Source organism: Niveibacterium sp. (genome assembly GCF_041909475.1).
In the GTDB taxonomy this organism is placed as follows: domain Bacteria; phylum Pseudomonadota; class Gammaproteobacteria; order Burkholderiales; family Rhodocyclaceae; genus Niveibacterium.
Map to the genome: position 1 here is coordinate 17,043 of NZ_JAYRDJ010000043.1, position 12,304 is coordinate 29,346.

The window sequence follows — 12,304 nt, forward strand, 5'->3', positions numbered from 1 at the left end:
GGCTCAGTCGAGCAGCGTGCGGGCGCCCTCGAAGCGTTGCGCGAAATAAGCGGTGTCGAGTCGTTCGATGCGCACGGCGCCGCTGGTCGAGGGCGCGTGAATGAAGCGCCCCTCGCCGATGTAGATGCCCATGTGCGAGTAGGGGCGCTTCATCGTGTTGAAGAACACCAGATCACCGGGCCGGATCTGGTTGCGCTCGATCGGGCGCGCACGCGCGGCAATCTGCGCCGCGTTGTGTGGCAGCTTCACGCCGGCCACCTGTTCCATCACGTAGCTGACCATGCCGCTGCAGTCGAGCCCCGCCTCGGGGTTGCGGCCGCCGAAGCGGTAGCCGGTATCCACCAGCCCCAGCGCGAACACCACCACATCGTTGGCCAGCGCGGCATCGGGCAAGCGCACGAAGGCCGGGTTGGACGCTTCCGGCGGTGTGCGGCTGGGCGTGCTGGAACAGGCGGAGATTGCCAGTGCCAGCAGCAGAACGGCGAGGTGGCGACGACGCATCTCAGGACTCCAGCCAGAAGGTGACCGGGCCGTGATTCGTCAGGCTGACCGACATCTCGGCACCGAACCGCCCGGTCGCGACCAGGCCATGGCTGGCACGAGCGTGGCTTACTGCATGATCGAACAGGCTGCGCGCGCGCACCGGTTCGGCGGCGGAAGTAAAGCTTGCGCGCGTGCCCTTGCGGGTATCGGCAGCCAGCGTGAACTGCGGCACCAGCAACAGGCCGCCGCCGGTGTCGGCAAGCGAGCGGTTCATGCGGCCAGCCTCGTCGCTGAAAACACGGTAACCAAGGATGCGTTCGACAAGGCGTGCGGCGCTCTTCTCGTCGTCCTCGGGGCGCACGCCGACCAGCGCGAGCAGGCCCGCGCCGATTTCACCGACGGTTTCGCCTTCGACCACCACGGATGCGTGCAGCACGCGTTGAATCAGCGCGATCACTGCAGTTCGATGGTGCCGGTGGCAATCACGTTGATCTGCGTTTCGCCGGCTTCCATCGACGGCGCGACGCTGTCCGAGGCCGCGCTCATCACGGCCGCTCTGGCAGCCGGCATTGGCGTCGGGCGGAAGCTCTGGTTCGTGTTGATCGCCACATGCCGGATGCGGTACTTACGGCCCAGCGCGTTGGCGGCCAACTCGGCGCGCGCCTTGAACGCCGCCAGCGCATCGACGATGGCTTCGTCCTCGGCCTTGCGACGGGTCTCCGTCGAAGGCGCGAAGCTGATCTGGCCCAGCGCAAAGTCGCCCTGCAGCTTGCCGAGCAGTTCGGACAGCGCCGCCGAATCGCGACTCTCCAGCAGCAGTTCGGTGCGCATCCGCCAGCTCTCGATCTTCTGCGAATTGCGCACATAGTTCGGCCAGGTGCTGCTGTTGCCGGAGCGCACCTTCACGGCCGTCGAGCCCTTGGCGGTAGCGAGGCCGCGGTTGATCGTCTGATTCACGCGGTTGGTCAGTGCGCTGAGGTTGGCGTCGGAGGCCTCGACATAAACGACCGCGCGTTGCAGGTCGTTCGTCGCGGCGCGGCTGCTCTCCACGCTCAGGTCGATCGTCGGCACGCTCGGTACTGCGGGGGGCGAGGTCTGCGCCCACGCTGGGCTGGCGATACAGGCGGTGGCGATCAGCAAGCTTTGCAGGGGCTTCATCCGTTCATCTCCCAGAATGGCTGATCCCAGTCTAGCAGGGCAGGGTGGCGGCGCCTGTGAGTGGATGTATCACCCGATGCGTCGCAGGCCCGCGGCGTAGCGGGCGGCGTTGCGCACATAGCCGGCCGCGCTGCGTTCCAGGTTGGCGACTTCCTCGTCGGAGAGCTCGCGGATGATGCGGCCGGGCGTGCCGACGACCAGCGAGCGATCCGGGATCACCTTGCCTTCCGGGATCAGCGTGTTCGCGCCGATCAGGCAGTGCTTGCCGATCACCGCGCGGTTGAGCACCACCGCGTTGATGCCGATCAGCGAGCCCTCGCCGATCGAGCAGCCGTGCAGCATCACCATGTGGCCGACGGTGACGTTGGCGCCAATCGTCAGCGGCACGCCGTCGTCGGTGTGCAGGATCGAGCCGTCCTGGATGTTGCTGTTGTCGCCCACGGAGATCGGGTCGTTATCGCCGCGCAGCGTGGCGCCGAACCACACGTTAACGTTGCGGCCCAGCGTGACCGAGCCGATCACGGTGGCGTTCTCGGCGACCCAGCTGCCTTCGCCCAGCTGCGGCGTGCGGTCGTCCAGTGCGTAGAGGCTCATGCGTATGCTATCCGATTGATTTGTCTGCACTTGTTGCAGTGCGAGGGGCGCAATCTTAGGCGCTCGCGGGAGGCGGTGGCAAGCGAGGAGCGCGGCGCTCGCCTGGTTCTGGCAAGTCTGTCGGCTGCCTTTTCCGCCTCAGGCCGCGTGGCCTCTTGCGGCTATGGCGGCGGCGCGGCACAGTTCGGGGCTATCGCATCCTGGAGCGTTTCATGCATTTCCGCGTTGGCCCGATCGTACTGATTCTGGTGGGCATCCTCTTTCTGCTGAACAACCTTGGCTTGTTCCACCTGCGCGACCTGTTTCACCAGATGGGCACCTGGTGGCCGGTGATCCTGATCGTGATCGGCGCTGCCGGCTTGATCGGCGGAAAACGTTGAATACCCCTGCCGCGCTTGATCTGATCGCGATGGCGCCGCCCCGCTTTCAGCTAGAGTGCAGCGCCATACCTACCCCACGCCTGTTGCCGGAGCCCCCATGCCTGTCGTCGAAGTAAAACACCCGCTCGTCAAACACAAGATCGGCCTGATGCGGGAAGGCGACATCAGCACGAAGAAGTTCCGCGAACTGACGGCCGAACTCGCGCGCCTGCTGGCGTATGAGGCGGCAAAGGATTTCGAGCTTGAGCGTGTGACGATCGACGGCTGGGCCGGCCCGGTCGAGATCGACCAGATCAAGGGCAAGAAGCTCACCGTGGTGCCGATCCTGCGCGCCGGCATCGGCATGCTCGACGGCGTGCTGGACATGGTGCCGAGCGCCAAGGTCTCGGTCGTCGGCATTGCGCGCAATGAAGAAACCTTGATGCCGGAGCCTTACTTCGAGCGCTTCGTCGGCAACCTGGCCGAGCGTAGCGCCTGGATCATCGACCCGATGCTGGCCACCGGTGGCTCGCTGATCGCGACGATCGAGATGCTCAAGCGCAACGGCTGCCGGCACATCACCGCGCTGACGCTGGTGTCCGCCCCCGAAGGCATCCGCGCACTGGACGCGAGCCACCCGGATGTGGCGGTCTACACCGCGGCGATCGACAGCCACCTCAACGAGCACGGCTACATCATCCCCGGCCTCGGGGACGCCGGAGACAAGATCTTCGGCACCAAAATCTGAACCCATGATCGGCCGCCACCCGCGGCCGTTTTTTCATCCACCCTCCGTCACCCGGAAAGGCCCCCGCATGTCCGCTACCCCCGAGCCCGTATGGCGCACCGCGCTATCCGGCGCGCAGATCCTGTTTGTCGCCTTTGGCGCCACCGTGCTGGTGCCCTTGCTCACCGGCCTGAATCCGAGCCTTGCGCTGCTGGGCGCCGGCGTCGGCACGCTGATCTTCCAGGTCTGTACCAAGCGTCAGGTGCCGATTTATCTGGGATCGAGCTTTGCGTTCATCGCGCCGGTGATCTACTCGGTGCAGCACTGGGGTATGCCGGCCACGCTGGGGGCGCTCGCGTCGGCGAGCTTCTTCTACTACGTTGCAGCCGGGCTGGTGAAATGGCGTGGCGTGGATTTCATCCACAAGCTGCTGCCGCCGGTCGTGATCGGGCCGGTGGTGATGGTGATCGGCCTCGGGCTCGCGCAGGTGGCGGTGAGCATGTCTTCCGGCAAGGCCGGTGATGCGCAGGTCGTGCCCTACGGCACGGCGCTTGGCGTCGCGGCGGTTTCGCTGATCGCGACCATGCTGACCGCGATTCGCGCCAAGGGGCTGCTGAAGCTGGTGCCAATCCTGGTGGGCGTGGCGGTCGGCTACGTGCTGTCGCTGTTCCTCGGCATCGTGAACTTCCAGAAGGTGATTGACGCGCCCTGGCTGGCGCTGCCGCAGTTCGGCCACCCGGAATTCAACCTGTCGGCGATCCTGTTCATGATCCCGGTCGCGATCGCGCCGATCGTCGAGCACGTGGGCGGCATCCTCGCGATCGGTTCGGTGGTGGGCAAGGACTACACCGATTCGCCCGGCCTGCATCGCACCCTGTTGGGCGACGGCCTTGCGGTGAACGTCGCCGGCCTGTTCGGCGGCCCGCCGGTTACCACCTACGGCGAAGTGACCGGGGCCGTGATGCTGACGAAGAACTACAACCCGGTGGTGATGACCTGGGCGGCCGGCTTCGCGATCCTGATGGCCTTCGTGGGCAAGTTCGGCGCGCTGCTGCAGACGATCCCGATGCCGGTGATGGGCGGCATCATGATGCTGCTGTTCGGTTCGATCGCCGGTATCGGCCTGAAGACGATCATGGACGGCAAGGTCGAGCTGATGAACCCACGCAATCTGTGCATCGTGTCGGTCACGCTGGTCACTGGCATTGGCGGTCTGGGTGTGCACATCGGCAGTTTCAGCCTGCAAGGTATCAGCCTGTGCGGTGTGCTGGCGGTGGTGCTGAATCTGGTCCTGCCGAAGGTTCAGACCGAGCACTGAGCCGCTGCGAAGGGTGTGGTGGCGCGAACCGGTCCCGGTTTGCGCGCTACGACACCTATGTAATTTGCTGGCGCATTGAAAACAAACGGGGCGCGTCATCCGACGCGCCCCGTTTGTTTCTGGCCCGTCCCGCGTCAAATCTTGACGACCTCGTCGAGCGTGATGTCCACCATCAGGTCGTCCGAGATGCGCTCCAGATCTGCCTTCAGCGCGCGGGCGTCGAGATCCTCCGCTGCCTGCAGTTCGGCCTGCGCGTGGAACATGATTTCGGCGGACATCGGCGCGCTGGCGGTAAAGGTGTTCAGCGCCTCCACGTTCACGGCGTGGCGCGCCAGCACTTGCGAGACCTCGCGCACGATGCCGATGCGGTCGTGCCCGATCAGCGCCAGCGTCAGCCGACGGCCCTTGTGCGATTCGGCGCCGTTATTGGCTTCTTCCACCGTTACCTTCAACGCGCCGAGGCCCGCCAGCGCGCGGCGCAGCGCGTCGACCTCCTCGCTGGCCACACTGACCTCGACGATGCCGGCGAACTTGCCGGCCAGATGCGCCATCGACGATTCCAGCCAGTTGCCGCGGTGTTCGCTGATCGCGGCGGCGAGTTGTTCGACAAGGCCGGGGCGGTCGTCGCCGATCACGGTGAGAACGAGGAAAGTGGTGCTCATGCGCGAACTCCTGTTTAGGTGTGCGTGGATTTTACGGTGCGCCGCAGTGTCGTGAGCAGGATGCCGCCGAGGATCAGCGCCATGCCGGCAAAGTGGTACGCGTGCGGCGCCTCACCGAGGAACAGGGCGGAGAGCAGCGGCGTGAACACCGGCATCAGGTGGATGAACAGCCCGGATACCGGCCCGCCCACCTGCGCCACCGCGCGGTTCCAGAACACATAGCCGAGGAAGGCCGGGAACACGCCGGTATAGAGAATGCCGGCAAACGCCGCCGGGCTGGCGTGGATCACGCGGCCCTGCGCAAGCTCCCAACCATAAAGCGGGGCGAGCATCAACACGCCGAGCGCAGTCAGGACCGACAGCATCGCCATCGGATGCAGGCCCGCCGGCCGGTATTGCAGCAGCAGTGTGTAGCCGGCCCACACGAACACCGACACCATGATCCACAGATCACCGGGGTTCAGCGACAGCGCCGCCAGTCTGGCGAGATCGCCATGCGCCACGATGACCGTGACGCCACACAGCGAGATCAGCGCGCCGAGCGTCTCGCGCACCGACAGCCGCTTGCCGAAGAAGGCCCAGGAAAGCCCGATGATCACGATCGGGATGAAGGAGTTCAGCAGCACGCCGTTGGTTGCCGTGGTCTGCTGCAAACCTATGTAGGTGATCGTGTTGTAGCCGCTGATCCCGAGTAGCGAGAGCAACAGCAGCATGCCGAGGTGGCCCCGCAGTGCGCTGCCGATCTGGTGACGGTGTGGCCAGGCGAAGGGCAGCGTGCAGCCGAAGGCGAGTGTCCAGCGCCAGAAGGCGAGCGCCACCGGCGGCACATCGCCACGCAGGCCGCGCCCGACCACCCAGTTGCCGGACCAGAACAGCACGGTCAGCAACAACAGCAGGTAAGGCTTGTCGAAGCGGAAGCGGCGCATGGTGGCGGCTGATGGCGAATGGGCCGCCACTATGTCACCGCAGGGCGGTGGGCGCCACTCCGGCCTGCTAAAGTGCCGGCGGGCGGCTGCCGATGCTGCCAGTGCGGTTAATGGAGGATCGAATGCAGAGTCGTGGTTTTCTGAAGCGTTTGCTTGTGAGTGCGGGCGTTGCGTTGTGGGCGTCGGTGGTCTTAGCCGCGGCGCCGGTGGTGATTGATGTGCGTACGCCGGAAGAGTTTGCTGCGGGGCATGTGGAAGGCGCGATGAACGTGCCTTACGAGCAGATCGGTGGCCGTATTGCGGCGCTGGCTCCGGGCAAGGACACGCCGGTGGTGCTGTATTGCAAGAGCGGGCGGCGCGCCGGCATTGCACTGCAGACGCTACGCGACATGGGCTACACGAAGGTCGAGAACTTCGGCGGTTTCGACGACGCGCGCAAACGCCTTGCCGGCGGCTGCAGTGCGGGCACCAACTGCTGACTGCAGGCTTGCGCCGCCGCTCAAGGCGGCGGGCAGGGTGGCTTCACCAGCGCCAGCAGGGCCTGAAAGGCCTGCGTGACGCCCAAAGCCATTCTGGCGCCGCCGGGTGAGCGTACGGTTTCGATCTCGCCTTCGGGGTCGTAGCGCACGTTGATAACCCCGGTGCCGAGCAGTTCGATGCGCGTGGGCTTGTCGCTGTCGCCGTAAACGAAGCGTAATTCGTGCGGTGAGGTGCCGGGCGATGTGGTCGCCCACATGTGCGTGACTCGCCCTCGCGTGTCGTAGGCGAGGCGCACGCTGCGCCCGTCGGAAGCCCGAGCGGTGTCGAGCAGCCCCTGTGCGTTGTAGTGGTACTGGATGAACAGCGCGCCGCTGCGCACCAGAATCAGCTTGCCGCTGCGCGGATGGTGGATCTGCTCCATGTCGCCTGCGCAGGTGAGCGGGGCGACGCAGTCAGCACGTGGGGCATCTCGCGCATCGGCCGCGATTGCGGGCTGATGCAGCAGGCAGGCCGCGACAACGGCGGCTTGAAGCAGGGGGGCGATCGATCTCGGCACGTTGGCTCCTTGCGCGGTGGGGGCAAGGGCTTTGACGTGCGACAGCGGCGCCTGTCAGGGGGCTGCGCCGGCGTGTGCCGCTGCTTGTTCGCCCGAATCGGCCACCACGCGGTCGCGCCCGAGCTGTTTGGCGCGGTAGAGCAGTTTGTCGGCGCTGTCGATCAGCGCGTCGAGCGAGGCTTCCTTGCGTCGCTGCGCCACGCCGAAGCTGGCGGAGAGTGAAATCTCGGCGTCGCCGCAACGCAGCCGGATCAGGCTGATCTTGTTCCGCAGCCGTTCCGCCAGCGCCACCGCCTGCTGCTGATTGGTTTCCGGCAGCAGGAGCACAAATTCCTCGCCACCCCAGCGAGCGGCCACATCGCCGCGCCGTGCGGCTGCCAGCAGCACCTGCCCGAGCGCGGCGAGGGCTTCGTCGCCGCGCACATGACCCCAGTTGTCGTTGAGTTGCTTGAAGTGATCGATGTCGATCATGATCAGCGTGATGTCACGCTCGCGCCGCATGGCCGTGCTGAGGATGGCCTCGGCCTGCTCGCGGAAGGCGCGGCGGTTCGGCAGGCGGGTCAGCGGGTCGGTACGCGCGAGATGTTCGGCGCGTACGCGCTCCTGCTGATCCTGGCGGAAGCGGTGTGCGATCGCCAGCGCAAGCAGCGTCGCGTCGGCCAGCATGCCGAGCTCGACGGCGCGGTAGGTCCATTCGTTGAAGGGGATCAAGCCCCATACCGAAAGCGAACTTGCGAGCGTGCCACTCATGCCCGCCACCGCCGCACCGAGGAAGAAGCGCGCCCCGGTATAGCCATGCCTCACGGCAAGCGCGCCGAGCAACAGCATCACAAGTGCGAACAGCACCACAAAACCGAATGCGATCCAGGCCGTTGCCGCTTGGTGCCCAGTCGTCGCCGCGGTGATTACCGCCAGCAGCGCGCCGGCGCTCAGCAGTTGCAGCGCCTGGCGCAGCCGTGGTGCGTGTCGCGCGAGGTCGAGGAAGCGCGCTGCGAACTGCAGTCCGGCGACGCCGAACAACACCATGCTGAGCAGGATCACATAGCGCTGCACGCCCGGGTAATCTGGCCACAGCCACGCATAGCCATGGCCGGTGTAGCCGAGATTCATCAGGATGAAGGCGGAGAGGTAGAGCGCGTAGAGCAGGTGGCTGCGCTTGCGCAGCCCGGTGTAGAGCAGCAGGTTGTAGGCGATCAGCGCCAGCAGGTAGCCGTAGACGAAGCCGTGGCTGTAGCGCGCCCAGCGGTGCGAATCGCCCGCCGTGTCGACCGCACGCAAGGTGGTTGGCAGCAACATCGGGTCGTCGCTTGCTGCGCGAAGCAGCACTTCGCTCGTTCCCGGTTCAAGTCGCAGATCGAAGGCAAAGCCGAGACCGGCGATGGGCCGCTGACGCTGTGGCAGCGAATCGCCGGTTTGCCAGTGCGCCTGCACTGCGCCGTTCTGCAGCACATAGACGTCGACCTCGTCGATCCACGGGGTCTCCAGCGTCAGGCGGCGGATCTGCGCCTGCGTAGCGGTGTTTTCGACACGCCAATGCAGCCATACCGGCCGCGCACCGATACCGAAGTCCGGCGCCGGGCGCGGGGGCACGGCCCCTTCCCCGCGGCGCAGGCGCGTCATCACCTCGTCCGGGCCCAGCCGTACGCCTGATTCCTGCAACACATCCGCGTAGCGGCCGAGCGGGCCAGCCGGCGGTTCGGCTGCGGAAAGGGTCTTTGCCGCGCAGGCGGGCGAGGCAGGTACCGCAAGCAACAGGCAGAGGAAGACGACCCCAAGCGAATGGATGATCCGGTCAAACACGCGAAACCCTGGCCCCCAATGACGGCGCCGCCCGACGGCAGGCGCACCCCTTCTGGCCGAGGGTACCAGCGCAGGCCGTGCTTGGTGTAGTCGTGCGTGCCGCAGCGGTGGCGCGCTGCTTCGCTCAGGCTGGTGGCAGCATTGCGCTGAGCAGGCTCACGATGCCGGTGCTCTGGCGGGCCGGAACGCGCAAATCGAAACCATCCGCAGCACTGGTGCCGATTCGCAGCGTGCAGTCGCCGCGCGTTTGCGGCGGCGGTACGCGCAATGTCAGCGGGTGTTGCCGCAGCACATAGGTGGCGATCTTGCCGTGCGGCGATTTGCCCTTGTGCTGCTTCTCCTTGCCTGCCGGCGGATCGGTGATCACGCCGAGATAAGTGTCGGTTACCGCCAGCACGCCCGCCGGTGCGGCCGGCTTCATGAACAGCAGCCGCGCGAGCGGCGACACCTCGCTCGTCCAGCTGCGCACGTCGCGCAACACGAGGCTGCTTGGCGTCTGCTCCTGCAAAGCAGTGCGGAACTTGAAGCTCAGCACGGCGAGCTCGGCTTCGATATTGCCGCCACGCACCGCGCCCGTTGCAGCTGGTTGGGCGCAAGCGAGGATCAGGAACAGCGCCTCGCGGAACAGTTCGATCGACACCATGTTGAACCCCACCGCGCAACCCGCAGCCCCGCCAACCGACTCGATCCGCAACTGGCCGCCGAGCAGGATCATCGTCAGTTCGATCACCGCCGCGGCGTTGAAGGGCGCGGAAGAGGTGAGGGTGCCAGTCGCCGTCCTGGCAACCAAAATCCAGCGCGAGCGGGTCAGCGCGAACACGTTCTCAGGGCTGCTCTGCCCAACGGTGGCGAAGGGCGGCGAAAGGATGATCAGTTGCACTGCCTCGGCTTCGTCGCCAAGCGCTTGCTTGAGTGCAGCGGCGAGCGGTTCGGGCAGCTCGTCCGGCGAGCCGACACTCTCCGAGAACGGCAGGGCACGGCCCACGTTGGCGGCCTGGCGGCCAAAGGCGGAAACACGGGCGACATCAGTCATGGCGAAACAGCTTTCATCAGCGCGGTGTTTGGCCGTTGCCGGTCGGACGGCACGGCGCTGCTCGGCCGCTCTTGCGGCGGCTCGGTGTGTCCGCCAGCGTACCAAGTGCGGCGCGCTTCGGCCGGTGTGGTGGTGAGGCTGAGTTGAGCCGGCTCAAGCCGCAGCGTCGGCCGCGTTTTTCTCGGGCGCAGTTTCGTGCCGAGCATGGCGAAGCCCAAGGCTGTGGCTTGCGATTGAAAGTGTCGGGGCAGCAAGGGAAGTAACGCCCCCGCCGGGTGTGCGAACCCGGCCAACGAAGCTGCGCAATGGCGTTACGGTTGATGGTGGGGTTGGGCTTTGCGGCGCTCGGCCCAACCCGCGGCGCTAGAACGCGCTATGCCACGCCGCGCCTACCCCGACCAGCGGCCCCGAGGCCCAGCCCGATCAGGCCCAATGCGGCCAACGCAATGCTGGAAGGCTCCGGCACATCGGTCACCGGCGGTGCGGATGAAATCGCCCCCACGGCGTCGATATCGGCACCAACCGATCCGCCGGAGCCTCTTTCCCCCTCAGCCGGGTCGTCGGTCAGCCGGACGTAGGAGAACTTGTCCAGCGCGTCGAAGCCGAATGCATCGATGTCGACACCCGCCGTTGCGCCGAAGACCTTGCCCACGGCAAACCAAGTCACCCCATCCTTGCTGATGTCGATGAAGGTGTCTTCCACGTCCGGCCCAACCTCGAAGACCCACAGATCCAGCGCCGATGTGCCGCTGCCGGTCAGCGAGTTATCGGTGAACTTCAGTACGATGCGGCCGCCCTGACCCAGCGTCACAAAGCCGCTGCCCGAACTTCCGCTCGGTGCGCCCAGCGCATTCAACGGCGTCTGGTAAATCACGTTCGGCCCCGAGGTGCCGCCATAAGTGGGGTCGTACAACACGACCGAATCTGCGAACGACGACACCCCGCCCGGGAACTCGACTCCACCGAATAGCGCCGCTTCGGCCGAGACGCTCGCGACGACCCCCAATGCGGCGATCACACTGCGTTTGACCGCTGACGACGTGCTCAACGAACCCGCAAACATGATGTTCCTCCTTGATGGACAACTAACCCCGAACTTCAGCAAGCATCAAGGGTACCGACTCGTTTAAGTGTCTGATTTCAAGGGCTCGTGGGTGTTCCGTGTGACGTGTTGCGGTTGCGAACGTAAGAAAATCTGACGTTTCCTGGGCGGGGAAGATCGCGACTACTGGGTTTTAGTCGGGGGCGGGTGTAGCTTGGCGCTGATATTTGCGAGAGTCAGCGCAGCGGCTTGCGATTGGGTGCGTCGCGCTGCGGTCGTTTGTCCGCTGAAGCCGGGTCCCGCCCCGGCGGGCGGGGTACTTTCTTTGTGCGAACAAAGAAAGTACCCAAAGAAAGTCGCCCCGCTTCAACGCCCCTTGCTACGCAAGGGGTTCCCTGCGCTGCTCGAAACATCGGGTGGCTGCGGAACTCGGCCCTGCGGGCCTCAAACAGTCCTCGCCACCGCCGCGCAACGCGCGTCGGAACCCGATGCTTCTGTGCTGCTCGGCGTTTCAGAGGGGGAGGGAAACGCGTCGACGCTCATCCGTGGTCGCTATCCCGTGGCCCGAATGCAGGCCGCAGGCCGGAATCCGGGAGGTGCGGTTGAACATCTTCCCGCGGCAGCCCCGGATTTCGCTTTGCTCCTTCCAGGCTAAGGATGCGCGATGCACGGTGAAACTGCGATGGTTTTGACTTTGGGTCCCGTCGAGAGCGCCGAGTGGCGCAGCGGGGTCGGGGGATCGGCGCGCAGCGCCGACGGCGAGGACTGTTTGAGGCCCGTAGGGCCGAGTTCCGCAGCCGCCCGACTTCGCGAGCACGCGAGGGAAGTCAGGTGCGCAGCACCTGACCGCGAACGCCGGGCGGCACTCTTTGCTTACTTTCTGGTGCTGTTGCCAGAAAGTAAGACGCCCGCCGGGTGCGGGAACCCGGCCAACGGATCCGCGAAATGGTGTTGCGGTCGATAGTGGCGTTGGGCTTCGCCGCGCTCAGCCCAACCTACGGTCCTTTCTGGTGATGCTGCCAGAAAGTAGGACGCCAGCTGGGGGCGGGACCCCCGCCGACGTATCGATGCGATGCAGTTACGGTTGTTTGGAACGTCGGGCTTCGCTACGCACAAACCAAACAAAAGCCCCAATATAAAAAGACAAAATCTAATGTGGGGGTTAA

14 protein-coding genes are annotated in these 12,304 nt (G+C 65.7%); 4 read left to right on the forward strand and 10 right to left on the reverse strand.

All coding sequences use genetic code 11. The features are described from left to right. Positions 1-3: 3 nt before the first annotated feature. The 4 genes from ACE3P0_RS19165 to ACE3P0_RS19180 form a co-directional block, all read right to left on the reverse strand. Positions 4-501, reverse strand: a complete 498-nt coding sequence (locus ACE3P0_RS19165; protein ID WP_374404392.1) for a C40 family peptidase — start codon at positions 499-501, stop codon at positions 4-6. 1 nt (position 502) lies between these two features. Then, positions 503-940, reverse strand: coding sequence for a D-aminoacyl-tRNA deacylase (gene dtd / locus ACE3P0_RS19170; RefSeq protein WP_374404393.1), 438 nt, complete (start codon positions 938-940; stop codon positions 503-505). Continuing rightward, positions 937-1,641, reverse strand: a complete 705-nt coding sequence (locus ACE3P0_RS19175; protein ID WP_374404394.1) for an SIMPL domain-containing protein — start codon at positions 1,639-1,641, stop codon at positions 937-939. Before ACE3P0_RS19175 ends, dtd begins: the two co-directional genes overlap by 4 nt. A gap of 69 nt (positions 1,642-1,710) precedes the next feature. Then, positions 1,711-2,235, reverse strand: a complete 525-nt coding sequence (locus ACE3P0_RS19180) for a gamma carbonic anhydrase family protein (protein WP_374404395.1) — start codon at positions 2,233-2,235, stop codon at positions 1,711-1,713. A 212-nt stretch (positions 2,236-2,447) separates the two neighbouring features. Here ACE3P0_RS19180 and ACE3P0_RS19185 point away from each other — a divergent pair, with 212 nt between their 5' ends. The 3 genes from ACE3P0_RS19185 to ACE3P0_RS19195 all read left to right on the forward strand — a co-directional run bounded on the left by ACE3P0_RS19185 (position 2,448) and on the right by ACE3P0_RS19195 (position 4,639). Next, complete coding sequence (locus ACE3P0_RS19185; RefSeq protein ID WP_172204682.1) at positions 2,448-2,615, forward strand: LiaI-LiaF-like domain-containing protein; 168 nt, start codon at positions 2,448-2,450, stop codon at positions 2,613-2,615. A gap of 97 nt (positions 2,616-2,712) precedes the next feature. Then, a complete protein-coding gene (upp, locus tag ACE3P0_RS19190) occupies positions 2,713-3,342 on the forward strand; it encodes a uracil phosphoribosyltransferase (protein WP_374404396.1) in 630 nt (209 codons plus the stop codon). A gap of 67 nt (positions 3,343-3,409) precedes the next feature. Then, positions 3,410-4,639, forward strand: coding sequence for a uracil-xanthine permease family protein (locus tag ACE3P0_RS19195; RefSeq protein WP_374404397.1), 1,230 nt, complete (start codon positions 3,410-3,412; stop codon positions 4,637-4,639). A gap of 134 nt (positions 4,640-4,773) precedes the next feature. On the opposite strand, the gene ACE3P0_RS19200 is transcribed toward ACE3P0_RS19195, so the two are convergent. Then, positions 4,774-5,301, reverse strand: coding sequence for a glycine cleavage system protein R (locus ACE3P0_RS19200; RefSeq protein ID WP_374404398.1), 528 nt, complete (start codon positions 5,299-5,301; stop codon positions 4,774-4,776). A gap of 14 nt (positions 5,302-5,315) precedes the next feature. Next, positions 5,316-6,227 carry a DMT family transporter gene (locus ACE3P0_RS19205; protein ID WP_374404399.1) on the reverse strand — a complete coding sequence of 304 codons (912 nt, stop codon included), beginning with the start codon at positions 6,225-6,227 and terminating at the stop codon, positions 5,316-5,318. 122 nt (positions 6,228-6,349) lie between these two features. Here ACE3P0_RS19205 and ACE3P0_RS19210 point away from each other — a divergent pair, with 122 nt between their 5' ends. Further along, positions 6,350-6,706, forward strand: a complete 357-nt coding sequence (locus tag ACE3P0_RS19210; protein WP_374404400.1) for a rhodanese-like domain-containing protein — start codon at positions 6,350-6,352, stop codon at positions 6,704-6,706. A 20-nt stretch (positions 6,707-6,726) separates the two neighbouring features. Here ACE3P0_RS19210 and ACE3P0_RS19215 read toward each other — a convergent pair whose 3' ends face one another. From ACE3P0_RS19215 to ACE3P0_RS19230, 4 genes are all read right to left on the reverse strand, one after another. Continuing rightward, positions 6,727-7,263: a hypothetical protein gene (locus ACE3P0_RS19215; protein WP_374404402.1), complete on the reverse strand. Its 537-nt coding sequence runs from the start codon at positions 7,261-7,263 to the stop codon at positions 6,727-6,729. A 54-nt stretch (positions 7,264-7,317) separates the two neighbouring features. Beyond that, the gene (locus tag ACE3P0_RS19220) at positions 7,318-9,063 is read right to left on the reverse strand and encodes a diguanylate cyclase (RefSeq protein ID WP_374404403.1); all 1,746 of its coding nucleotides are present in this window, start codon (positions 9,061-9,063) and stop codon (positions 7,318-7,320) included. A gap of 124 nt (positions 9,064-9,187) precedes the next feature. After that, on the reverse strand, positions 9,188-10,096 hold the full coding sequence (locus tag ACE3P0_RS19225) for a hypothetical protein (RefSeq protein WP_374404404.1): 909 nt from the start codon (positions 10,094-10,096) through the stop codon (positions 9,188-9,190). A 373-nt stretch (positions 10,097-10,469) separates the two neighbouring features. Continuing rightward, a complete protein-coding gene (locus ACE3P0_RS19230) occupies positions 10,470-11,159 on the reverse strand; it encodes a hypothetical protein (RefSeq protein ID WP_374404406.1) in 690 nt (229 codons plus the stop codon). Between the last annotated feature and the right edge of the window lie 1,145 nt (positions 11,160-12,304).

Coding starts and splice junctions, on each gene's coding strand:
- ACE3P0_RS19200 (WP_374404398.1), bottom strand. CDS start 5,301: ATGAGCACCACTTTCCTCGTTCTCACCGTGATCGGCGACGACCGCCCC.
- ACE3P0_RS19180 (WP_374404395.1), bottom strand. CDS start 2,235: ATGAGCCTCTACGCACTGGACGACCGCACGCCGCAGCTGGGCGAAGGC.
- ACE3P0_RS19230 (WP_374404406.1), bottom strand. CDS start 11,159: ATGTTTGCGGGTTCGTTGAGCACGTCGTCAGCGGTCAAACGCAGTGTG.
- ACE3P0_RS19195 (WP_374404397.1), top strand. CDS start 3,410: ATGTCCGCTACCCCCGAGCCCGTATGGCGCACCGCGCTATCCGGCGCG.
- ACE3P0_RS19185 (WP_172204682.1), top strand. CDS start 2,448: ATGCATTTCCGCGTTGGCCCGATCGTACTGATTCTGGTGGGCATCCTC.
- ACE3P0_RS19165 (WP_374404392.1), bottom strand. CDS start 501: ATGCGTCGTCGCCACCTCGCCGTTCTGCTGCTGGCACTGGCAATCTCC.
- ACE3P0_RS19205 (WP_374404399.1), bottom strand. CDS start 6,227: ATGCGCCGCTTCCGCTTCGACAAGCCTTACCTGCTGTTGTTGCTGACC.
- ACE3P0_RS19225 (WP_374404404.1), bottom strand. CDS start 10,096: ATGACTGATGTCGCCCGTGTTTCCGCCTTTGGCCGCCAGGCCGCCAAC.
- upp (WP_374404396.1), top strand. CDS start 2,713: ATGCCTGTCGTCGAAGTAAAACACCCGCTCGTCAAACACAAGATCGGC.
- ACE3P0_RS19175 (WP_374404394.1), bottom strand. CDS start 1,641: ATGAAGCCCCTGCAAAGCTTGCTGATCGCCACCGCCTGTATCGCCAGC.
- ACE3P0_RS19210 (WP_374404400.1), top strand. CDS start 6,350: ATGCAGAGTCGTGGTTTTCTGAAGCGTTTGCTTGTGAGTGCGGGCGTT.